Here is a 22170-nt window from a genome sequence, read left to right on the forward strand (position 1 = left end):
GAATGGGCATGAGTGGTTTTCTGAAGCGGACTGCGGCCTGGATCGTCGGGAGCCGGCCAGCGGCCGGCGCTACCGCGTTGTTGGGGGCGTTGGTGGCGTTCGATGCTGCTGCGTTCCAGGCGAACCAGCAGCGTGAGGGGGTGACGCTGGCCTACAGCGATCCGGCCGATGCGCTGGCCGCCCCGATGCGCACGCGCATCATCGACACGTTCTTTGCCGCGTATGTGCGCGAGCGCGCCGACTTCCATCCCGGTGCGCCGTCGCAGGTGCGGATCGTGATCGACCCGGGCTACGACGGCATCGCCTTCGTCGGCGAAGGCAAGGGCGCGGCCACCATCACCATCAATCCGGCCTGGCTGGCCAAGCACCCCGACGACGTCGACCTGGTCACCCACGAGGCCATGCACATCGTGCAGGGCTACCCCGAATACGCCAATGAACGCGTGCCGGGATGGCTGGTGGAAGGCATTGCCGACTACGCCCGTGATCGCTACGGCCGGGAAAATGCGGCCGCTGGCTGGGCGTTGCCGACGACGGTGAAGGACGGACAGAACTTCGACAGCGGCTACCGGGTCACCGGTGCATTCCTGAAGTGGAGCCAGGCGCGGCATCCGGGATTGGTGAAAGCGCTGGATGGCGCGTTGCGCGAGGGACGCTATACGCCGGCGCTGTGGCAGGCCCGCACCGGGCTGGCGTTGCCGGCGTTGTGGGCGGCCTACGTGCAGGCGCGTTGATGCGGCCGGCGCCTGCCGTGGCGCCCTGCCTTGCGATCAAGCGTGCGGAGGAGCCGGCCAGCGGCCGGCACTACCGGGTTCATTTATCGGGGTGGTAGGTACCGACCGTTGGTCGGTACGGCGTTGCGGGTCGGTACGCTGGCTCAGCGCGCGCCGACCAGGCCGGCGTACAGCGCGAACAACTGCTGGAAATAGCGTTTCGTCGCTCGAGTGCGCATGACATCGCTCCGGGGCTGGCCATTGGGGGGTCTGGTCGGGCCCAGGGCGGCGGGAGCCAGTGGCCCACCGCCGCGGCCGGGCCGCGTGGGGGTATTGAGCCTTTGGCAGGTTGCAGGGTGGTGACGGAGGGGCTACCGGAGTATTGAGCGGCGACGTAGCAATCGGCGTAGATCCACGCCATGCGTGGAGACCACGCGAAGCGCGGCACAAGCCTCCAGGCTCCCGGCATCAACGCGGGGCGGGTTCTGGCCGAGGTTGAAACCAGGCAGAAGACCGCCTGCGGGGTGCATGGCCGCCGGGCGAAAGCATCCACGCATGGCGTGGATCTACCGACCAACGGTCGGTAGCTACCCGATCGGTGTTTCGCTTCGCGAAACCAAAACGCGCCCGAGGGGCGCGTTCTGGCAACTGGCGGTGGAAAGAACGCCTTAGGCGTTCTTCTCCGCCTCCAGTTGCTTGCGGATCTGCGCATCCACCGCGGCGATTGCGGTCATGTTGAGCACGCGGCGCGAGGTGGCGCTGGTGGTCAGGATATGCACCGGCTTGGCCACGCCCATCAAGATCGGGCCGATCGCCACGCCATCGGTGAACACCCGCACCAGGTTGTAGGCGATGTTGGCCGCTTCCAGGTTGGGCAGCACGAACAGGTTGGCGCGGCCCTTCAGGGTGCTGTCGGGCAGCAGCTTGTGGCGCAGGGCTTCGTCCCAGGCGGTGTCGCCCTGCATTTCGCCGTCCACGTTCAGGCGCGGGTTGCGCTTGAGCAGCAGGCTGCGCACGGTACGCATCTTCAGCGCGTCACGGGAATCGTGGCTGCCGAAGTTGGAGTGCGACAGCAGCGCCACCTTCGGCTCGATCCCGAACAGCTTCATGCGGTAGGCCGCCTGCAGGGTGGCTTCGCAGATCTGCTCGGCGGTCGGGTCTTCCTGCACGTGGGTGTCCACGAAGAAGAACACGCCCTGCTGGTTGATCACCCCGGTCATCGCCGAGGTCGAGGTCACCTTCGCTTCCAGCGGCAGCACGCTGCGCACGTAGCCCAGCTTCTTGTGGAAGCGGCCGACCACCCCGGTCAGCATCGCATCGGCTTCGCCACGGGCCACCATCACCGCGGCGATCAGCGTCGGCCGCGAGCGCATCAGGTTCTTGGCCGCGGCCACGGTCACGCCGCGGCGGCCGGTGAGGTTGTGGTAGTACTGCCAGTACTCGTTGAAGCGCGGATCGTCGTTGATGTTGGTGATGTCGAAATCGACACCGGCCTGCATGCGCAGGCCCAGGCGCTCGATGCGCGATTCGATCACGTCCGGGCGGCCGATCAGGATCGGCAGGGCCAGGCCCTCGTCGACCACGTTCTGCACCGCGCGCAGCACCACTTCCTCTTCGCCTTCGGCATACACCACGCGCTGCTTGTCCGAACGCGCGCGGTCGTACACCGGCTTCATCATCAGGCTGGTGCGGTAGACGAACTGGGCCAGCTTCTCGCGGTAGGCGCCCATGTCGGCCACCGGGCGGGTCGCAACGCCCGAATCCATCGCGGCCTGCGCCACGGCGGCCGACAGCTCCACCAGCAGGCGGCGGTCGAACGGACGCGGGATCAGGTAATCGCGGCCGAAGCTGGGGGTTTCATCGCCATAGGCCGAGCCCAGGTCGCTGGCCTCGCGGCGTGCCATGGCGGCGATCGCGTGCACGCAGGCGATCTTCATTTCTTCGTTGATCGCGGTGGCGCCCACGTCCAGCGCACCGCGGAACAGGTACGGGAAGCACAGCACGTTGTTGATCTGGTTCGGGTAGTCCGAACGGCCGGTGCCGATCAGCGCGTCCGGGCGCACCGAACGGGCCAGCTCCGGCATGATCTCCGGGGTGGGGTTGGCCAGGGCGAAGATCACCGGGTCCTTGGCCATGGTCTTGACCATGTCCGCGGTGAGGATGCCCGGCGCCGACAGGCCCAGGAAGATATCGGCGCCCTCGACGATTTCGGCCAGCGTGCGCTTGTCGGTGTCGCGTGCGTAACGCGCCTTTTCCGGATCCAGGTCGGTGCGGCCGGTATGGATCACCCCGTCGCGGTCGAAGGCCAGGATGTTCTCTTTCTTCAGGCCCAGCGAAACCAGCATGTTGACGCAGGAAATACCCGCCGCGCCCATGCCGGTGGTGGCCAGCTTGATGTCCTCGATGCGCTTGCCGGTGACCACCATGGCATTGAGCACCGCGGCGCCGACGATGATCGCGGTGCCGTGCTGGTCGTCATGGAACACTGGGATGTTCATCCGCTCGCGCAGCTTGCGCTCGACGATGAAGCACTCCGGCGCCTTGATGTCTTCCAGGTTGATGCCACCGAAGGTCGGCTCCAGCGAGGCGATGATGTCGACCAGCTTGTCCGGGTCGTTCTCGTCGATCTCGATGTCGAACACATCGATGCCGGCGAACTTCTGGAACAGCACGCCCTTGCCTTCCATCACCGGCTTGCCGGCCAGCGGGCCGATATTGCCCAGGCCGAGCACCGCGGTGCCGTTGGAGATCACCGCGACCAGGTTGCCGCGTGCGGTCAGTTCGCTGGCCTGCTGCGGGTCGGCCATGATCGCTTCGCAGGCGTGTGCCACGCCCGGCGAATACGCCAACGACAGATCGCGCTGGGTCAGCATCGGCTTGGTCGCGGCGACGCGGATCTTGCCCGGCGGCGACATGCGGTGGTAATCGAGGGCGGCCTGTTTGAAATCTTCGTTGGACATCGCTTTCTGCAGATGAATGGGCGAGAGGAACAGGGGATCATACCCCCGTTGGCGTGGGTGGACCTGTCGCTACGCTGTCGCGGCCATGCTGCAACCGCACATACTCCAGCCGTTCGGCAGCGTATGCGGCCAGCGTGGCCGCTCCCGATGACAGGCCGCATCATCGCCGGGCGGGCGGGTGAAAAAAAGCAGGGCCTGCGCTCCAGGGGGAGGGAGCAGGCCCTGCAACACACACACAAGCGGGCGGCGGCTCAGTGGGCCGGGGCAGGCAGAGGCGGCGGCAGGTCGGCGGTGGTCGGTGCGGGCAGTTCGGCCTCGCGGCCATCCAGCGCCAGGGCCAGGCGGTCGCGGTCCAGCGCGCCTTCCCAGCGCGACACCACCACGGTGGCCACCGCATTGCCGATGAAGTTGGTCAGCGACCGGCATTCGCTCATGAAACGGTCCACGCCCAGGATCAGCGCCATGCCGGCCACCGGCACTTCCGGGACCACCGCCAGGGTGGCGGCCAGGGTGATGAAGCCGGCACCGGTCACGCCGGCAGCGCCCTTGGAACTGAGCATGGCCACCAGCAGCAGCGCGATCTGGTGGCCCAGGGTCAGCTCGGTATTGGTGGCCTGGGCGATGAACAGCGCCGCCAGGGTCATGTAGATGTTGGTGCCGTCCAGGTTGAACGAGTAGCCGGTGGGCACCACCAGGCCCACCACCGACTTGGCGCAGCCGGCGCGTTCCATCTTCTCCATCAGCGAGGGCAGCGCCGATTCGGAGGAAGAGGTGCCCAGCACCAGCAGCAGCTCGGCCTTGAGGTAACGGGCCAGCTTGAACACCGAGAACCCGCACAGCCGGCAGACCACGCCCAGGATCACCGCCACGAACAGGAACGCGGTGAGGTAGAACGAGCCCACCAGCCAGGCCAGGTTGACCAGCGAGCCGACCCCGTACTTGCCGATGGTGAAGGCGATGGCGCCGAAGGCGCCGATCGGGGCGGCCTTCATCAGGATGTGCACCAGGCGGAACACCGGCGCGGTCAGCGCCTCCAGCAAGGTCAGTACCGGCCGGCCCTTGTCGCCGGTCAGGGCCAGGGCCACGCCGAACAGCACCGCCACGAACAGCACCTGCAGGATGTTGCCGTCGACGAAGGCGCTGACCAGGGTGGCCGGGATGATGTCCATCGCAAAGCCGGTCAGGGTCAGCTCGTGCGACTTCTCCACGTAGCTGTGGACCGCGGTCTGGTCCAGGTCGGCCGGGTTGATGTTCATCCCGGCGCCGGGCTGCACCACGTGCGCCACCACCATGCCCACGATCAGGGCCAGGGTGGAGAAGAACAGGAAATAGGCCATCGATTTGGCGAATACCCGGCCCACGGTGCGCAGCTGGGTCATGCCGGCGATGCCGGTGACGATGGTCAGGAAGATCACCGGGGCGATGATCATCTTCACCAGCTTGATGAAGGCATCGCCCAGCGGCTTGAGCGATTCGGCGAAAGCCGGCTCGAAGTGGCCGAGGATGGCGCCCAGCACGATCGCCACTACGACCTGGAAGTACAGCTGGCGGTAGAACGGCAGCGGCGTGGCCGCAAGCGGGGCGGTGGCGGGAATGTGCATGGCGGACTCCGGATGACGGTATTGACGCGTCCGGCCCGCAGACTGCGCCGGGCCGGTTCCGTGGGGAACGCCGCAGCCCGGTGTTGGCGGGGGGGGTGCGGTGGATGGACGCATTTGTACGCGCCGGACACCGCAACGCAGATAACCTATTGGTACTAGCCCCCCGGTTCAGGCGGCGCCCGGTGCCTACACTGCGCCCCACACCGCCCTCCCCCACGGCGGCAAGTGACCGCGCGCCGACGGCCGGGCAACAGTTTCCGGCGCGGCGGCCGTTGTTGTCCTGTCCCCGTCTCAAATAGAGAGCTGCACTTCCATGCGCCCGACCCCGACCCTGCTGGCCCTGTGCCTGGCCGCAACCCCCCTGCTGGCTTCGGCCGCCGACTTCGACAACTGGCCGACCAAGGTCGCCTTCAGCGACGGCACCGAACTGGCCGCCACCGCCAACATCGCCTACGACCTCAACGATTTTTCCGGCGGCAGCGGCATCGACGATGCCGACGCGGTGCGCCGCAAGGAATTCGGCGCGACCCTGAAGAAGAAGGGCGTGTATGACGCGATGGTCTACTACGATTTCCAGGCCGACACCTGGCTGGACGTCTACGTCCGCCTGGAAAGCAAGGCGCTGTTCGGCCGCGACGTCGGCAAGTTCCGCTTCGGCTACATGAAGACCCCGGTCGGCCTGGATGCGGTGACCAGCTCGCGCGCCGGCAGCTTCATGGAGTTCGCGCTGCCGGTCCAGGCCATCTACGAAGGCCGCCGCACCGGCGTGGACTGGGTGCTGGAACGCCCGCGCTACCTGCTGCAGGCCGGCGCATACGGCGGCAAGGACCTGCAGGGCGACAACCCCGGCACCACCCAGGCCGTGCGTGCGGTATGGACCCCGGTCAAGGCCGACGGCGATGTGCTGCACCTGGGCCTGGCCCTGTCGCAGGAAAACCCGCGCGGCTACCGCGACGGCCGCGACGTGCACCGCGCCGCCAGCGCGCGCCTGCGCGCGCGCCCCGAAGCCGGCCTGACCGACCTGCGCCTGGTCGATTCCGGGGCGCTGGCCCCGGCCGACAAGATCATGCGCAGCGGCGTGGAAGCGGTCTGGATCAAGGGCCCGTTCTCGCTGCAGGGCGAAGCCCTGCAGGCCACGGTCAGCCGTGAAGGCAAGCCGGACTTCACCGGTGCCGGCCAGTACGCGATGGCCAGCTGGGTGCTGACCGGCGAATCGCGCGGCTACAGCGGCGGTGCGGTGGCCAACGTCAAGCCGGCCCACGACTATGGCGCGGTGGAACTGGTGGCCCGTTACAGCCGCCTGGACCTGGACGATGCCGACGTGCTCGGCGGCCGCCAGCACGACTGGAGCATCGGCGCCAACTGGTACCTGACCAGCCACTTCAAGTTCCAGGCCAACTACGTCAAGGTCGACGCCAGCCGCCGCGGCGTGCGCAGCCAGCCGGAAATCTTCGAGCTGCGCGCGCAGATGCACTTCTGATCGGCACCGTGGCGGCGGGCATGCACCCCCTGCCCGCCGCACGACCGTAGACTGCCGCCATGTACTGGCTCGGCCGCCACCGCACGCTGCTGCTGACCCTGTTGTTGATGGTCGGCGGTACCGTGCTGTGCGCGGCCGCCGCCGGACACTACGCATGGCGGCGCGCACTGGCCGCCGAAAGCGGCCAGGTGCAGCGCCAGCTGCAGGCATACGGCCAGGGCCTGCAGCAGCGGGTGGACCGCTTCGGCACCCTGCCGCAGGTGCTGGCCCTGGACCCGGACCTGCGCCAGGCACTGCTGCAGGTGCCCGATGCGGCCGGGCGGCAGCGCCTGAACCTGAAACTGCAGCAGGCCAACCAGGTCACGCGGGCCTCCACCCTCACCCTGGTCGGCCGCGACGGGGTAGCAGTGGCAGCCAGCAACTGGGACCAGCCGGGCAGCAATGTCGGCGAGGATTACAGCTACCGCCCCTACTACCGCCAGGCCATTGCCAGCGGCCGCGGCCGCTTCTACGGCATCGGCATGACCACCGGGGTGCCCGGCTATTTCCTGTCCCAGGCGATCGAGGAACGCGGCCGGCGCATCGGCGTGGTGGTGATCAAGATCGAACTGGCCGCGCTGGAACAGGAATGGCTGACCAGCCCGGACGTGGTGCTGGCCAGCGACGAACACGATGTGGTGTTCCTGGCCAACCGCGATGCCTGGCGTTACCGCCTGCTGCGCCCGCTGGGCGCCAGCGAACGCCGCGAGATGCTCGATGCGCGGCAATACGCCGACCGCTCGCTGCAACCGCTGCGGGTGCGTACCGAGGATGTACTCGACGACGGCGGCCGCATGGTGCGGCTGCTCGACCCGGCGTTGCCGCAGCGCATGCTCTGGCAGAGCCTGGCCCTGCCCGAGGAACACTGGAACCTGCACCTGCTGCACGACGCCGGTGCGGCCACCAGTGCCGGGCGCAGCGCGGCGATCGGCGGCGCGGCGGCGTGGCTGGCGCTGGGCTTCCTGGTGCTGTTCATCCAGCAGCGGCGGCGCCTGGCCGCGCACCGCCAACGCAGCCGGCGCGAACTGGAAAGCGTGCTGGCCCAGCACGCCGAAGAACTGCGCACCGCCCAGGACGGCGTGCTGCAGGCCGCCCAGCAGGCCGACAGCGGCCTCAGCCGCAGCCTGGCGCACCTGCCGCAGGGCGTGGTGGTGATCGACAACGAGCAGAAGCTGGTGGCCTGGAATGCGCGTTACCTGGAGCTGTTCAAGTTCCCCACCGGGCTGATCCGGGTCGGCCGTCCGATCGAGGAGATCTTCCGCTACAACGCCCGCCGCGGCCTGCTCGGCCCCGGGCCGATCGACGAGGCGATCGAGCGCCGCCTGAACCATCTGCGCAGCGGTCGCCCGCATATGCGCGAGAGCGAAAAGGACGACGGCACCGTACTGGAGATCCGCGGCAACCCGCTGCCCGACGGCGGCTTTGTCACCAGCTATGCCGACATCACCAGTTACAAGAACACCGCACGCGAGCTGCGCTCACTGGCCGATGCGCTCGAACACCGCGTGGCCGAACGCACCCGCGACCTGGACGAGGCCCGCCGCGAGGCCGAACGGGCCAACCGCTACAAGAGCCGCTTCGTCGCCTCGGCGGTGCACGATCTGCTGCAGCCGTTGAATGCCGCGCGCATGTTCGTGTCGGTGCTGCGCGGCAAGCTGCAGGGCGAGCCGCGCGAACTGAGCGGGCATGTGGACGCCGCGCTGGCCGCGCAGGACGCCATCCTGACCAGCCTGCTGGACATCTCGCGGCTGGAATCGGGCGCGCTGCAGACCCAGGTCCGTGCATTTCCGCTGTCGCCGCTGCTGGAAACCCTGGCCCGCGAGTTCGGCATCGCCGCCGACAGCCGCGGCCTGCAGCTGCACTGGGTGGACACGCGCGCGGTGGTGGTCAGCGATGAGGCTCTGCTGCGCCGGATCCTGCAGAACTTCCTGTCCAACGCGCTGCGCTATACCCCGCGCGGCCGCGTGCTGATCGGCTGCCGGCGCCACGCCGGGCAGCTGCGCATCGAAGTACACGACCAGGGCCCGGGTATTCCCGACAGCCTGCAGCAGGAAATCTTCGAGGAATTCCGCCGGCTCGACGATGGCGTCGACCAGGAGCGCGGCGCCGGGTTGGGGCTGGCGATCGTGGAGCGGATCGGGCGCCTGCTCGGCCACCCGATCCGCCTGCGCTCCACCCTGGGCCGCGGCAGCGTGTTCGCGGTGAGCGTGCCGTTGGGCGAGGCCGCCGCGATACCTGCCCTGGCCCCTGCCCCGGCAGTCGCTGCCGACGAGGGCGATGGCCCGCTGCGGCAATGCCGGGTGTGGTGCATCGACGATGACCCGCGCGTATGCAGCGCCACCCGCGCCCTGCTCGAACGCTGGGGCTGCACGGTGGAACTGGCCGATGGACCGCAGGCCGCACTGGAAATCGCCTCGACCTTCAACGTACCGCAGTTGCTGCTTCTGGACGTGCGGATGGGCCAATGGCACGGCCCGGCGCTGTACCAACAGCTGTGCGACCTGTGGCAGGCGCGCCCCCCGGTGATCCTGGTCACCGCCGAGCGCGACGATGCGTTGAAAGCCGACGCGGTGGAAAAGGGTTGGGGTTTCCTGACCAAGCCGGTACGCCCGCCGGCACTGCGCGCGTTGATGACGCAGCTTCTGGTACGGCATCAAGGCTAGCCGCCGCAAACCGCTTCGGACAGCAACCTGATCCGCCCCGGCGGGGTCGTACCCCGGTCGACGGCACGTAGCAGTGACGACGGCATGATCCCCGGTAGGGTCGCACCCCGGTCGACTGCACGCTGCGGTGATCGGCGCGACGGAGGCATGGCGTTCACCGCAGCATGGCGTTCACCGCAGCGTCGACGCGGCTGCCGATGGCGGCCGTATCGGCTACAACCCCGCGCCGGCATCCCCTTCCGGTTCCAGCGCCTTGACCAGCACCGCCGCCTGGGTGCGGCTGTGGCATTGAAGCTTCTTCAGAATCGCGGTGACATGCACCTTCACCGTGTTTTCGGCCAGCCCCAGCTCGTAGGCGATCTGCTTGTTGAGCAGGCCATCGGCCAGGCACAGCAGCACGCGGAACTGCTGCGGGGTCAATTGGGCCAGGCGCGCGGCCAGCAGGGCATCGGACTCGGAACGCTCGGCGGCCATCGCCGGGAACCACACCCCGCCGTCCAGCACCGCGGCCACCGCCTGGCCGATGGCCTCGGCCGGGGCCGACTTGGGGATGAAACCGGCCGCGCCGAACTGCTGGGCACGGCGGATTACCCGCGGATGGTCGTTGGAGGAAACCACCACCACCGGAATATCCGGATGCGCGCCACGCACGTGCAGCAGCGCGGAGAAACCGCGGGCGCCCGGCATGGTCAGGTCCAGCAGCACCAGTTCGATGTCCGGCTGCTGGCCCAGCGCCGCCTCCAGCGCCGATGCGCTGGCCACCTCGACCACCCGCACCTGCGGCATGGCCTGACGCAGCGAATGCACCACGGCCGCGCGCAGCAGCGGGTGGTCGTCGGCAATCAGGATACTCAGCTCACTCATGCCGTCATTGTAGTGAGGTTGACGGCCAACGGCCGTCATTACCGGCGCGGGCAACAGGGCCGCCAGCTGCTGGCCGTCATCACCGGCCCTGCCGCATGCTGCCGCGCCACGCCTCCAGGAACTGGCGCCGCTTCAGCCCGTCCAGGTAGACCAGCAGCCCCGGCCCCAGCTGGATCGGCCGGTAGCTGCGCTCGGGCGAACGCCCGCGCTGCTGGCCCTGCGCCGGCAGGATCGGCATCAGCCGCGCCTCGCGCGAGAGCACCTGCTGGCCGCGTGGCGACAGCAGGTAATCCAGGAAACGGCGCGCTTCCAACGGGTGCCGGCTGCTGCGCGGGATCACCGCGGTGCGCAGCACCACCAGCGTGTAGTCTTCCGGCTCGACGATGCCCAGCGGCGCGCCGGCGTCGATGCGCGCCTGCGCATAGGAGCCCAGCACGTTGTAGACCAGCGACAACTCGCCGCTGCTGACCCGGTCCAGCAACACCCCGGTGCGCTCCTCCAGCTGCACCCGGTTGTCGCCCAGCGCGCCCAGCAACGCGCCGGCCATGCTGCCGCGCTGGCCGTCCTGGGTGGCCAGCAGGTAGCCCACGCTGCTGCGCTCCACATCGTAGGTGCCCACCTTGCCCCGCAACGGTGCGTCGGCGGCGCGCAGCAGTTCCAGCAGCTGCCGGCGGGTGCGCGGCACCCGTGCGGCCGGCAGCGTGCGGGTGTTGTAGACCATCGCCACCGGCTCGTAGCTGATCCCGAACGCCTCGTGCCGCCACTGCGCCCACGCCGGCAGCGCGTCGGTCTGCGCCGAGCGGTGCGCCAGCGCATGGCCGTCGTTGACCAGCCGGGTCTGCAGGTCCATGCCGCTGCTGATCAGCATGTCCGGCGCCTGCGCGCCGCCGCGGTCGCGCAGGTAGCGCGCGTAGATGTCCTGGGTGATCACATCCTCATAGAGGATCTCGGTGCCCGGGTGCAGGCGCTGGTAATCGGCGATCACCGTGGCGAACACCTCGATGTCGGTCGAGCCGTGGATGCGCAGCTGCGCCAGCGCCGGGCCCTTGGCCGGGAACCGCTGCACGTCGCCGGGCGCGGCCGCCGCGGCGGTACTGGCGGCCAGCAGCATCAGCGCCAACAGAACTCTCATGGGTGCATCCTCGGCAGGTGGAGGGTGGCGACCAAGCCACCGTCGACGCGGTTGGCCAGGTCGATGCGGCCGCCATGGCTGTCGACCACCCGCTTGACGATCGCCAGGCCCAGCCCGGCCCCGCCGGCGGCGGCGCCCTCGCCGCGCGCGAAGCGTTCGAATACCCGTTCGGCGTCGGCCGCGGCAATCCCCGGGCCATGGTCGGCGATGGTCAATACCCAGTGCCGTGCGTCCTCGGTCAGCGCGACCTGCAGCGCACCGCCGCCGCCATACTTGACCGCGTTGTCGACCAGGTTCTTGATCGCCTCGCGCAGCAGCAGCGCATCGCCCCGCACCCAGGCCGCCTGCGCGCTCATCGCCAGCTGCACCCGGGGTGCAGGCGATGCCTGCGGCAACGCATCGTGCAGGGCCTGGTGCACGGTCTCGGCCAGGTCCACAGCCACGAAGTGGCGCAGATTGGCGCGGTGGATCACGCTGGCATCGCTGAGCAGCTGGTTGAGCAGGCGGCTCATATGGGTGGCGTTGCGCTCGATCGCCTCCAGGCTGCGCCGCATCTCCTGCGGGTCTTCCTCGTCCAGCGCCAGCTGCGCCTGCGCGCGCAGCGCGGCCAGTGGCGTGCGCATCTGGTGCGCGGCATCGCCCATGAACGCGCGCAGGGTTTCGTTGCTGCTGGACAGCCGGCCCATGAAGTGGTTCAACGCGCCGACCATCTTGTCCATCTCGCGCGGCACCGCCGCATCCAGCGGCTTCAGGTCCGACGGTTCGCGCCGCGCCAACTCGCGCTCCATCCGCACCAGCGGGCGCAGCGCGCGGTGCACGCCGAACCCGACCAGCGCCAGCGACAACAGCGACAGCACCGCGATCGCCGCCAGGGCACGGGTCACCATGTCCTGGGCCAGGGCCTGGCGTGCGCGCCGGGTCTGGCCGACCTGCACGCGCACCTCGCCCTGCGCCGATGGCGAGGAGATCCGGCGCGACACCACCACAAAGCGCACGGTCTCGCCGCTGTAGGGCGCATCGAACAGCTGCGGGCGGTCGCTGGGCGCATGCGGCGGCGCCGGCAGGTCGGCGTAGCCGGTCACGGTCTGGTTGCGCGCATCCCAGACGCGGTAGAACACCCGGTCTTCTGGCGCCATCGCCAGCAGGTCCAGCGCTGCATACGGCAGGTCGACCTGCCACTGCGCCTCCACCAGCGCCACCGAATCGATGATCGACAACGCCGAGGACACCAGCAGGTGGTCGAAGGAGCGGTTGGCCGCGCGCTGGCCGTAATCGCGCGCACCGAACAGCAGCGCCACCGCGAACAAGGCCATCAGCCCGCCCAGGTACAGCCACAGCGTATGCCGGATCGACCAGCGTCGGTGCAGCTCAGGCGCCATCGCGGGTATCGGTGCCGGCAGCCACCGCCTCGAGCAGGTAGCCGCTGCCGCGCACGGTGACGATGCGCAGCGGCGCGTCGGCCAGCTTGCGGCGCAACCGGCCCACGTACAGCTCGATCGCATTGGGGCCGGCCTCGTCGTCGAAGCCGAACAGGCCGTTGCCGATCTCGTCCTTGCCGACCACCTGGCCGATCCGCCCCATCAGGATTTCCAGCAGGCGGAATTCGCGGTTGGGCAGTTCGATCGGCTGGCCGTCCAGGCTGACCCGGTGCGAGGCATTGTCGAACTGGAAGGCACCGATCTGCACCACGTCGCTGGCCTGGCCGCGGGCGCGCCGCAGCAGCACCCGGCAGCGCGCCTCCAGTTCGCGGAAGTCGAACGGCTTGCCCAGGTAATCGTCGGCACCCACGTCCAGCGCCTGCACGCGGTCTTCGATGCCGTCGCGTGCGGTCAGCATCAGCACCGGGGTGCTGTCGCCGCGCTCGCGCATGCCGGCCAGTACCCGCAGCCCGTCCAGCCCGGGCAGGCCGATGTCCAGCACCACCAGGTCGAAGCCCTGGTAGCGCAGCACGCTGGCCGCGGCCAGGCCATCGCGCTGCCAGTCCACCGCATGGCCGCTGCGGCGCATGCGGCGGACGATGGCGTCGGCCAGGTCCGGGTTGTCTTCCACCAGCAGGATGCGCATCGGCCAGGAATCGGGAACGGTGCACAAATCCTAGCGCGTGCGGCCGGCGGTGTGGGCCGCGCTGCGCTGCAACAGGCGCTGACAGGTGGATGACAGCTTGCCCGCACTAGGCTGCGCCATCGCCGCGCGGCCTGCTGCCGGCGCCCGTGCCACACCATCGAACAACCGTGTACCTGGGAGGGTCCGTGGAACTGAACTCACTGCGCTGGCGCATGCCGGCCGCCTGCGCGCTGCTCTCGCTGACCGCCCCGCTGTGGGCCGCCGAGGGCAGCGACGACGATCGTCCGGTCACCGCCACCCTGGGCGGCCGCCTGCACCTGGATTTCGCCGACTTCGACAACGACCGCCGCGGCACTCCCAACAAGGACGACACCGAGGTCCGCCGCGCCTGGGTCGATGTGTCCGGCAGGTTCTTCGCGGTCGACTACAAGCTGGAAGCCGATTTCTCCGGCGACCACGTCGAAGCCAAGGACGTCTATGTCAGCCGCAGCTTCGGCGACGCCGGCAAGCTCACCGTGGGCCAGTTCAAGCAGTTCTTCTCGCTGGATGACCGCACCAGCTCCAACTACGGCAGCTTCCTGGAGCGCGGCAATGCCGGCACCACGCTGGCCCCGCTGTACCGCCTGGGCGCCTCCTGGCAGGCCGCCCGCGGCGACATGACCTGGGCGGCCAGCGCCTACAGCCTGGAAAGCATCGACGCCTGGCAGGTCAAGGGCCGCGCCGCCGGTGGCCGGGTCACCTGGGCACCGGGCGCCACCGCCGGGGAGGTGCTGCACCTGGGCCTGTCGCTGGCCCACGAGCGCTACGACAACCCCGGTGCCAACGGCGTACCGGGCCTGAAGATCCGCCCGCGCCCGGCCGGCCACCTGTCCGACAACAGCCGGCTGACCCTGGTCGACTTCTCGGCCGGCCGCGATACCGACGTCAACAAGTGGTCGCTGGAATACGCGCAGGTGCGCGGCCCACTGTCCTGGCAGGGCGAATTCAGCGGGGCCACGTTCGACGATGGCAGCCAGCGCGGCAAGGTGCTGGCCGGCTACGGCATGCTCAGCTGGTTCGTCACCGGCGAATCGCGCGCCTACGACCGCAAGACCGGTCGCTTTGCGCGGGTCAAGGACCTGCAGCACAAGGCCGGCGCGTTCGAACTGGCGTTGCGCTACGACCAGATGCGTGGCGACCAGCACCTGGTCGGCGCGCCGGACCTGCGCGATGCGCAGACCAGCGCCTGGACCCTGGGCGGTAACTGGTACATGCGCCCGAACCTGCGCCTGATGCTCAACCTGATCCAAAGCCACAACCGCGACCGCCTGGCCGATGCCAGCGTGGACCGCACCCGCGCGGTGACCGGCCGCCTGCAGTTCGACTTCTAAGCCCTTCCTTCCGTCTACCCCTCCAGGAGTCTGCAGATGATGCTGAGCATCCTCGGCTTTGGCATGGTCATTACATTCATGTACTTGATCATGAGCAAGCGGCTGTCGCCGCTGGTCGCCCTGATCACCATCCCGATCGTGTTCGCCCTGCTCGGCGGCTTCGGCGCGGACATCGACGAGATGATGCTGGAAGGCATCAAGAAGATCGCGCCCACCGGCGTGATGCTGATGTTCGCCATCCTGTACTTCGGGGTGATGATCGATGCGGGCCTGTTCGATCCGCTGGTGCGGATCATCCTGCGCTTCGTCAAGGGCGACCCGATGAAGATCGTGCTCGGCACCGCCATCCTGGCGATGCTGATCTCGCTCGACGGCGACGGCTCGACCACCTACATGATCACCGTGTCGGCGATGCTGCCGCTGTACCAGCGGCTGGGCATGAACGCACTGAACATGACCTGCGTGACCATCCTCGCCGGCGGGGTGATGAACCTCACCCCGTGGGGCGGCCCGACCGCGCGCGCGGCCACCGCGCTGCACGTGGACCCGGCCGACGTGTTCGTGCCGCTGATTCCGTCGATGGTGCTGGCCTGCGCCGGCGTGCTGCTGCTGGCCTGGTACCTGGGCCTGAAGGAACGCCGCCGGCTGGGCGTGGTGAGCCTGCCACAGGGCGGCAGCTGGATGGACAGCAGCGTCTCCGACGACGGCAATGCGCTGCCCACCGTGGAAGACGCCGAGGACACCAAGCGGCCCAGGCTGCTGTGGGTGAACCTGGCCCTGACCGTGGCGCTGATGACCGCGCTGATCCTCGGCGTGCTGCCGATGCCGGTGCTGTTCATGGTCGGCTTCGCCATCGCCCTGGTGATCAACTACCCGAACCTGGCCGAGCAGCGCCGCCGCGTGGTCAACCACGCCGGCAACGTATTGTCGGTGGTGGCGCTGATCTTCGCCGCAGGCATCTTCACCGGCATCCTCAACAACACCGGCATGGTCGAGGCGATGTCGCACAGCTTCCTGGCGATCATCCCCGACAGCTGGGGCCCGTACCTGGCGGTGATCACCGCGATCGCCTCGATGCCATTCACCTTCTTCATGTCCAACGACGCGTTCTACTTCGGCGTGCTGCCGATCCTGTCCGAGGCGGCCGGCAACTACGGCATCACCCCGGTGGAAATGGCCCGCGCCTCGCTGGCCGGGCAACCGGTGCACCTGCTCAGCCCGCTGGTGCCGTCCACCTACCTGCTGGTGGGCCTGGCCAAGGTCGAGTTCGCCGACCACCAGAAGTTCACCCTGAAGTGGGCCGTGGCCATTTCCCTGCTGCTGATGGTCGGCAGCCTGTTGTTCGGCCTGTACCCGCTGGCCGCCTGATCGGATTACCAAGGAGCGTTCTGCAATGACTCTTCGCATCGCCTACGTCACCAGCGGTATGGGCAGTGTCGGCACTGCCATCTGCCAGAAACTGGCCCGCAACGGCCATACCGTGGTCGCCGGCTGCGCGCCCAACTCGCCGCGCAAGGCCGGCTGGCTGCGCGAGCAGCGCGAGCTGGGCTTCGACTTCATCGCGTCCGAAGGCAATGCCGGCGACTGGCATTCCAGCGTGGCCGCCTTCACCAAGGTCAAGGCCGAGGTCGGTGAGATCGACGTGCTGGTCAACAACGCCGGCGGCAGCCGCGACGTGCTGTTCCGGCAGATGAGCCAGGACGACTGGAACGCGGTGATGGGCTCGAACCTGCATGCGCTGTTCAACATCACCAAGCAGGTGATCGACGGCATGAGCACGCGCGGCTGGGGCCGGATCGTCAACATCGGCTCGGTCAGCGCGCACAAGGGCCAGATCGGCCAGGTCAACTTCGCCACCGCCAAGGCGGCCATGCACGGCTTCAGCCGCGCGCTGGCCAACGAGGTGGCCGCGCGCGGGGTCACCGTCAACACCATTTCGCCGGGCTATATCGCCAGCCAGTCGATCAGCAGCTTCCCGCCGGACGTGCTGGACCGGCTGGCCGGCTCGGTACCGCTGCGCCGCCTGGGCAAGCCGGAGGAAGTGGCCAGCCTCTGCGCCTGGCTGGCCTCGGATGATGCCGCGTATGTGACCGGCGCGGACTATGCGGTGAACGGCGGCTTGCACATGTTCTGAGCTTCAACGCATCCACGTGATGCGGGACCTCCCCCACGAGGTGCGCCGCGGTGCTGATGCGCCGCGGCCTTTTTGGTTCTTCACCGATTTACGGGAAGTCAGCTGCGAACTGCAGGGTTAGATCAAAAGCAGTGCCGACGTATGCGCTGATTGGGCTGGCGCGGGTGGGTTGGCGGGACACGCCGTGAACCCATCCCTGGGGGCTTGGCGAAAACATCCATGTTTTCGACAGTCCCGCCAACCCACCCACGCCAACCCTCCACACATGGCCGGTGCGCATGGGAAAGCATAGGTCCGAGCCACGCTCTGGTAGCGCCACGCCCAAGGAACGGCATCCGACCACGGGTCGGAACTACCTGCGGATGGCAGGCGAATGGGCAGCATGAATCCGACCATTGGTAGATTGCTGTTGCTGTTGCTGTTGCTGCTGTTGATCTTGATCTACCTCCCCCTTGAAGCGAGCCGAGCATCGCAGCGGCATCGGGGGCGAAGAGGCGCGGGTGTCTGAGCGCAGCGAGTTCCGCGCCGTCCCCCGATGACGCGAGAAGCGCAGGGCACCGACGGGCAACGCCCGGCGGCGAGCGGACGGGGGCGTGTTCTTTGGTTACTTTCTTGCACGAGCAAGAAAGTGACTCGCGCCCCGAAGGGGCACGAAACGCTTTTGAAGCTAACCGCGAAGCGGCAACACAGCAACGGCATCCGGCCAGCGGTCGGCACTACCTGCTTTCCTGCAATGCCATAGCCTTTGGGCGGTAGCCCCGGACATGGGCGAAGAACCTTTTTTTTGTTCTTGCCTATGTGTGGGGCTGACAGCCCCAGTTCCTGACAACCCTATCGGGGTAGGTCCGACCCGTGGTCGGACACGCTTCGTCTCGGCATCACGTTGTCCGAGCACGGCTCGGGCCTACGCCTTCCCATGCCTGCCGACCCGGTCGGTGCGCGGCGGCAACCGCGCAAAGCGCCTCAGAACTCCGCCGCCACCGTCATGAAGATCTGCCGCGGCGCGCTGGCGTGGATCGCGTAGCGCGTCCCGGTCGGATCGGTCGGGGCGAATGCGCTCAACTGGCCCGCGTAGCGCTTGTTGGTCAGGTTGGTCGCATTGAGCGAGACCTTGATATCGCGCAGCCCCAATCCCGGCCCGAACGAATAGCCGGCGCCCGCATCGAAGGTGGTCACGCCCGGCACCGACTGGTCGTTGGTATAGGTGTAGTAACGCTTGCCGGTGTACTTGGCGCGCAGGCTGGCGAAGAACCCGTCGCGGTTCCAGCTGATTTCGCTGGAGGCCATGCGCTGCGGCGTATCCACGGTGATCTTGCCGGCCACCGGGACGACCGCGCCGCCGGAGATGTAGTCGTCCTCGTAGGTGGTCTTGTTCCAGGACAGCGCGTTGTACCACTGCAGGCCGTCGACCGGCTTGAGGATGAAGGTCAGCTCTGCGCCGCGGCTTTTGACCGAGCCGACGTTGATGAAACGGGTAATGCACTCCGGGCGCGTGCCCACTTCGATGCTGGTGCATGGATTGAGCGACAGCAGGCGGTTGTCGAACACCACGTTGTAGGCGGCGATGGAGGCCTGGTATTTCTCGCCGAAGGTACGGAAGCCGGCTTCCAGGGTCCTGGACTTCTCCGGCTCCAGCCCGGCGCTGGCCGCGAACGATTCCGGCGAGACCTGCAGCGGGCCGCCGCTGCCACCGCCGACGAAGGCGGCGATGTTCTCCGAGTAGGAAGCGAACAGCTCCTGGTTCGGGGTCAGCTTGAAACCGATGCCGGCCTGCGGCAACACCGATTTCTTGGCCGTCAGCGTGCCCGACGCATAGCTGGCTTCGGTACCCGGCCTGGCGGTGGCGGTCATGCGCGTGTTCGGGCTCTTGATGCCCACATCCACGGTGAGGCGGTCGTCGAGGAAGCGCATGCGGTCCTGCACGTAGAACTGGCGCGTGCGGATGTCGAAGTCCTGGTCGAACAGGCGGCGGTCGGGATGGTTCAGGTAGCCGTCGTCGAGGAACGGGCCGGTGATGTAATAGAAGTTGCGCTCGATGTTGTGGTCGTTGCGCTCGTACCACAGGCCCGCTTCCAGCGCGTGTATGCCCCATTGCCAGCTCAGTGCGGCGGTGATGCCCTGGCGGTTGATGGTGTAGTTGCTGCTGCGGATGGAGATCGGCAGCGCCTGCGGGGTACCCGGGTTGGACGGCTGGCCCGGCGCCCACCAGTGGCCCTGGCCGCGGTTTTCGTGGTGGTAGCCCAGCAGTTTCAGCCGCACGTTGTCGCCCAGCGCCAGGTCGGCATCCAGCGCGTACAGGTTGTCATCGCGCAGCGCGCGGCTCTGGTAGTACGCATCGTCGATGCTGTTGACGCCGCCGCTGAACGCGCACTTCTGCGCATTGTAGGTGCCGGGCGCGCAGTAGGCGGCGGCCACGGCGCGGTCCCAATCGGGTGCGTAGATGTTCCAGTCGTAGCCCAGGCCACGGTCGAGCATGCTCTTGGACAGGTAGGCGTAGTTGGCCTGGCTCACCCGCGAGGTGGCGGCGAACGCGCCGAAACGGTGGTCGCCCACGTTCCACACGGCCTTGGCGTTGAACTGGCGGGTGGTCTGGTTCTGGTAGGGCGCGGCCCACATGTCCGAGTCCTGGTGCACGCCGGACACATACGCCGAGAAGCCGTTGAGGTCGCCGGTATCCACGCGCAGGTAGCCGCGGCGCTGGTTGTCGTCGCCGACGGTGACGCTGGCACGGCCGCCGAACTCGGTGGACGGGTCCTGCGAGAAATACTGGATGGTGCCGCCCAGGTTGCTGGTGGAGGCCACCCCCAGCGAACCGATGCCCTGCGACAGTTCGGCGCCGGCCAGGTTCTCGGCGATCAGCGCGCGGGCGATGCTCAGGCCGTTGTAGTTGCCGTAGCTGTTGTCGCCCAGCGGAATGCCGTCCAGCGTATAGCCCAGGCGGCTCTTGTCGAAGCCGCGCAGGCTGATGCTCTGCGATTCCTCGTTGGCCCCGAAGGCATCGTTGGACTGCACCGACACGCCAGGCAGCCGATCAAGGATCTTCTGGCCACTGGTGCCCGGCGGCAGCACTTCCTTGTCGACCGCGGTGATGCGCTGCACCTGGCGGGTTTCGCCCTGGCCGATCACCGACACGGTGTCCAGGGTCTGCGCGCTGGGCGCGGCATTGGCTTCGCCGTTGGCATCTGCATCGGCGGCGTGGGCGTGGGCGTGGGCGGCGCACAGCGCAAGCGCCACGGCGATGGTCAGGGGTCGGGTAAGCATGGTGATCCGTTGCATGGGGGGTGATGACCTGCGCAATGCAGGGACATGACCATCATGCGAGCGGAACATGAAAGCATTTTGACGGTGGCGCGCGCGGCCGACGAAATGCGACGCAGTGCATGGAACAGGCGCCGCTGCGTTATTCGGCGGCCAGCTGGTCCATGCGGATGCGGTTGGCGAACAGCGAAAACGCCAGCATGCCGGCCAGGCCATTGGCGCGGCTGACCCAGTGCGGCAACCAGCGCGGCGGGCGCAGGATGCCCTCTTCGAACAGCGGGGCGAAGGCGATCGCATCGGTCAGCGACATCTTGCCGGCGAACAGCCAGCGGCAGACCTGCAGGCGGTCTTCGGCCAGCATGTGGCGGAAGAAGGTGTGCACCGAGACCAGCCCGCGCAGGTACACGGTGTCCTTGGTGAAGGCCGCGCCGCCGCCGGGCGGCACCCCGCGGAACACGCGCTGGGCCGAGGCGAAGCTCTCTTCGTTGCTCTGCCCGGCCGCGCAGAAGTAGCGGAACACGGCGATGAAGTCGGCGCCTTCGCGCGCCATCGCGATCGCTTCGGTGCGCAGGCTGATGCGCTTGAGCCGTTCGATGTCGATGCTGCCGGTGATCTGCTCGGCGAAGGTGGCCAGCCCTTCCTGGGTGGCGGTGACCCGCGGCGAGGACAGCGCCAGGCTGGGCAGGTGCGGCTGCTCGCGGCCATTGAGCGCGGTCAGCGAGTGCACCAAGGCCTCGTGGTGGAACAACTGCGCCCGGTCGTAGGCACTGAAGCGCGCACTGGTGCGCAGGCGGATCCGGGTCGGGCCGGCGGCGGCCTTGGAGATCAGCTCCGGGTCCAGCTGCACGCTGATGATGCGCGATTCGAAGAACGCATCCAGGTCGCCCTGCAGCTGCAGCTGCAGCGCGGTGGCCGAGACCGGCACCTGTTCTTCCGGCGCCAGCAGTTCGTGGTCCAGTTCCTGCGCGATCTGGATGAAGTGGCGGGCGGCCTCACGGGTGCTGGGGCCGTTGCCCGGCAGCGGGTCTTCGGGCGCGCCGAACAGTTGCACCGAATAGCGGTCGACCGCGGCGGTGCCGAGCGATTCAAGCAGGCCTGCGGCCAGGTCCCAGCTATGCGCCGAACGCTGCACGTACAGGCCGATCGGATGGTCCGGATCGCAGCGGGCGCTGATCGCGGCCAGCGCACGGCGGGTATCGCCGAAGTCCAGCCTGGGATAGTCCACCTGCGGCAGCACCGGCTGGCCGCGCGCCACGCTGGCCAGGAACGGCGCCTGCAGCGCCGCCGGCCAACTGGTCAGGCCCAGCAGCTTGATCCCGGCCACCGCCTCCACCAGTTGCGCGTCGAGCGCGGTGTGGCGGGCCACCTCACCATCCACGGTCATCGGGGTGTCCATGGGCGGACATTAGCAGGGTCGGCAGTAAACGGTGAACAGGCCGTCGATCACTGCCCAGGTCCCCGCACCGCCACCGCAGCCATCGGCAACCGGGGCTAGATCCACGCCGCGCGTGGAAACCGCGCGCGGCGCGGCACAGGCGTCCGGAGCCGAGGCAACGACGCCTCCGGCATCCCATCGGCGCTGATCACCGGCCGAAGCCTGCGCTCAAGCGTTCATGACCGCAGAACGGAGAGCATCCACGCAACCACGCGTATCCCGTGGATTCAGATACCTCCTCGCGTGGCGATGCGCTCAATATATCGGCAAACCTCGTTCATGAGGCGCGGCGAGGATCTACCGGGATACCGCCAGCCCCTCATCCACCCCAATGGAGGAACAGCCCCCTTTGGTAAAGGGGGCGCGCCGACAGGCGCGGGGATTCGGAGGGGGTGAGCCGGGGCCCGATGTTTGCCCTGCAAACATTGGCGCTGATGCGCGAATGCGCATCAGCGCG

14 protein-coding genes are annotated in these 22170 nt (G+C 68.3%); 6 read left to right on the forward strand and 8 right to left on the reverse strand.

All coding sequences use genetic code 11. The features are described 5' to 3' along the window. Positions 1-2: 2 nt before the first annotated feature. On the forward strand, positions 3-734 hold the full coding sequence (locus AC3ITM_RS15580; RefSeq protein ID WP_489266293.1) for a basic secretory protein-like protein: 732 nt from the start codon (positions 3-5) through the stop codon (positions 732-734). A 647-nt stretch (positions 735-1381) separates the two neighbouring features. Here AC3ITM_RS15580 and AC3ITM_RS15585 read toward each other — a convergent pair. Both AC3ITM_RS15585 and AC3ITM_RS15590 read right to left on the reverse strand, forming a co-directional pair. Continuing rightward, positions 1382-3673: an NADP-dependent malic enzyme gene (locus tag AC3ITM_RS15585; RefSeq protein ID WP_489266295.1), complete on the reverse strand. Its 2292-nt coding sequence runs from the start codon at positions 3671-3673 to the stop codon at positions 1382-1384. 251 nt (positions 3674-3924) lie between these two features. After that, positions 3925-5274 carry a dicarboxylate/amino acid:cation symporter gene (locus tag AC3ITM_RS15590; RefSeq protein ID WP_489266297.1) on the reverse strand — a complete coding sequence of 450 codons (1350 nt, stop codon included), beginning with the start codon at positions 5272-5274 and terminating at the stop codon, positions 3925-3927. Positions 5275-5587: 313 nt separating this feature from the next. Here AC3ITM_RS15590 and AC3ITM_RS15595 point away from each other — a divergent pair, with 313 nt between their 5' ends. Together AC3ITM_RS15595 and AC3ITM_RS15600 are read left to right on the forward strand one after the other, a co-directional pair. Further along, the gene (locus AC3ITM_RS15595; protein WP_489266299.1) at positions 5588-6754 is read left to right on the forward strand and encodes an OprO/OprP family phosphate-selective porin; all 1167 of its coding nucleotides are present in this window, start codon (positions 5588-5590) and stop codon (positions 6752-6754) included. Positions 6755-6813: 59 nt separating this feature from the next. Next, complete coding sequence (locus AC3ITM_RS15600) at positions 6814-9456, forward strand: hybrid sensor histidine kinase/response regulator (protein ID WP_489266301.1); 2643 nt, start codon at positions 6814-6816, stop codon at positions 9454-9456. Between the two features lie 213 nt (positions 9457-9669). Here the strand turns inward: AC3ITM_RS15600 and AC3ITM_RS15605 are convergent, their stop codons facing one another. From AC3ITM_RS15605 to AC3ITM_RS15620, 4 genes are all read right to left on the reverse strand, one after another. Further along, a complete protein-coding gene (locus AC3ITM_RS15605; RefSeq protein ID WP_489266303.1) occupies positions 9670-10320 on the reverse strand; it encodes a LuxR C-terminal-related transcriptional regulator in 651 nt (216 codons plus the stop codon). Positions 10321-10399: 79 nt separating this feature from the next. Continuing rightward, the gene (locus AC3ITM_RS15610; protein ID WP_489266305.1) at positions 10400-11452 is read right to left on the reverse strand and encodes an ABC transporter substrate-binding protein; all 1053 of its coding nucleotides are present in this window, start codon (positions 11450-11452) and stop codon (positions 10400-10402) included. After that, on the reverse strand, positions 11449-12831 hold the full coding sequence (locus tag AC3ITM_RS15615) for a sensor histidine kinase (protein ID WP_489266306.1): 1383 nt from the start codon (positions 12829-12831) through the stop codon (positions 11449-11451). Before AC3ITM_RS15615 ends, AC3ITM_RS15610 begins: the two co-directional genes overlap by 4 nt. After that, complete coding sequence (locus tag AC3ITM_RS15620) at positions 12821-13516, reverse strand: response regulator (protein WP_489266307.1); 696 nt, start codon at positions 13514-13516, stop codon at positions 12821-12823. Before AC3ITM_RS15620 ends, AC3ITM_RS15615 begins: the two co-directional genes overlap by 11 nt. A gap of 212 nt (positions 13517-13728) precedes the next feature. Here AC3ITM_RS15620 and AC3ITM_RS15625 point away from each other — a divergent pair, with 212 nt between their 5' ends. Genes AC3ITM_RS15625 through phbB form a run of 3 tightly spaced genes read left to right on the forward strand, consistent with a single transcriptional unit; the run spans position 13729 to position 17020 of the window. Beyond that, the gene (locus tag AC3ITM_RS15625; RefSeq protein ID WP_489270118.1) at positions 13729-14886 is read left to right on the forward strand and encodes an OprO/OprP family phosphate-selective porin; all 1158 of its coding nucleotides are present in this window, start codon (positions 13729-13731) and stop codon (positions 14884-14886) included. Between the two features lie 39 nt (positions 14887-14925). Continuing rightward, complete coding sequence (locus AC3ITM_RS15630) at positions 14926-16254, forward strand: CitMHS family transporter (protein ID WP_489270119.1); 1329 nt, start codon at positions 14926-14928, stop codon at positions 16252-16254. A gap of 25 nt (positions 16255-16279) precedes the next feature. Next, positions 16280-17020, forward strand: coding sequence for an acetoacetyl-CoA reductase (phbB, locus tag AC3ITM_RS15635; protein WP_228885442.1), 741 nt, complete (start codon positions 16280-16282; stop codon positions 17018-17020). A 963-nt stretch (positions 17021-17983) separates the two neighbouring features. Here phbB and AC3ITM_RS15640 read toward each other — a convergent pair. Both AC3ITM_RS15640 and AC3ITM_RS15645 read right to left on the reverse strand, forming a co-directional pair. Next, on the reverse strand, positions 17984-20281 hold the full coding sequence (locus AC3ITM_RS15640) for a TonB-dependent receptor (protein WP_489266308.1): 2298 nt from the start codon (positions 20279-20281) through the stop codon (positions 17984-17986). A gap of 139 nt (positions 20282-20420) precedes the next feature. Further along, a complete protein-coding gene (locus tag AC3ITM_RS15645; protein WP_489270120.1) occupies positions 20421-21662 on the reverse strand; it encodes a flavohemoglobin expression-modulating QEGLA motif protein in 1242 nt (413 codons plus the stop codon). Positions 21663-22170: the final 508 nt, after the last annotated feature.

Source organism: Stenotrophomonas sp. KH_029, from assembly GCF_057839765.1.

Excerpts from the sequence above, each read along its gene's own strand:
- AC3ITM_RS15580 (WP_489266293.1), top strand. The coding sequence starts at position 3 with ATGGGCATGAGTGGTTTTCTGAAGCGGACTGCGGCCTGGATCGTCGGG.
- AC3ITM_RS15585 (WP_489266295.1), bottom strand. The coding sequence starts at position 3,673 with ATGTCCAACGAAGATTTCAAACAGGCCGCCCTCGATTACCACCGCATG.
- AC3ITM_RS15590 (WP_489266297.1), bottom strand. The coding sequence starts at position 5,274 with ATGCACATTCCCGCCACCGCCCCGCTTGCGGCCACGCCGCTGCCGTTC.
- AC3ITM_RS15595 (WP_489266299.1), top strand. The coding sequence starts at position 5,588 with ATGCGCCCGACCCCGACCCTGCTGGCCCTGTGCCTGGCCGCAACCCCC.
- AC3ITM_RS15600 (WP_489266301.1), top strand. The coding sequence starts at position 6,814 with ATGTACTGGCTCGGCCGCCACCGCACGCTGCTGCTGACCCTGTTGTTG.
- AC3ITM_RS15605 (WP_489266303.1), bottom strand. The coding sequence starts at position 10,320 with ATGAGTGAGCTGAGTATCCTGATTGCCGACGACCACCCGCTGCTGCGC.
- AC3ITM_RS15610 (WP_489266305.1), bottom strand. The coding sequence starts at position 11,452 with ATGAGAGTTCTGTTGGCGCTGATGCTGCTGGCCGCCAGTACCGCCGCG.
- AC3ITM_RS15615 (WP_489266306.1), bottom strand. The coding sequence starts at position 12,831 with ATGGCGCCTGAGCTGCACCGACGCTGGTCGATCCGGCATACGCTGTGG.
- AC3ITM_RS15620 (WP_489266307.1), bottom strand. The coding sequence starts at position 13,516 with ATGCGCATCCTGCTGGTGGAAGACAACCCGGACCTGGCCGACGCCATC.
- AC3ITM_RS15625 (WP_489270118.1), top strand. The coding sequence starts at position 13,729 with ATGCCGGCCGCCTGCGCGCTGCTCTCGCTGACCGCCCCGCTGTGGGCC.
- AC3ITM_RS15630 (WP_489270119.1), top strand. The coding sequence starts at position 14,926 with ATGCTGAGCATCCTCGGCTTTGGCATGGTCATTACATTCATGTACTTG.
- phbB (WP_228885442.1), top strand. The coding sequence starts at position 16,280 with ATGACTCTTCGCATCGCCTACGTCACCAGCGGTATGGGCAGTGTCGGC.
- AC3ITM_RS15640 (WP_489266308.1), bottom strand. The coding sequence starts at position 20,281 with ATGCTTACCCGACCCCTGACCATCGCCGTGGCGCTTGCGCTGTGCGCC.
- AC3ITM_RS15645 (WP_489270120.1), bottom strand. The coding sequence starts at position 21,662 with ATGACCGTGGATGGTGAGGTGGCCCGCCACACCGCGCTCGACGCGCAA.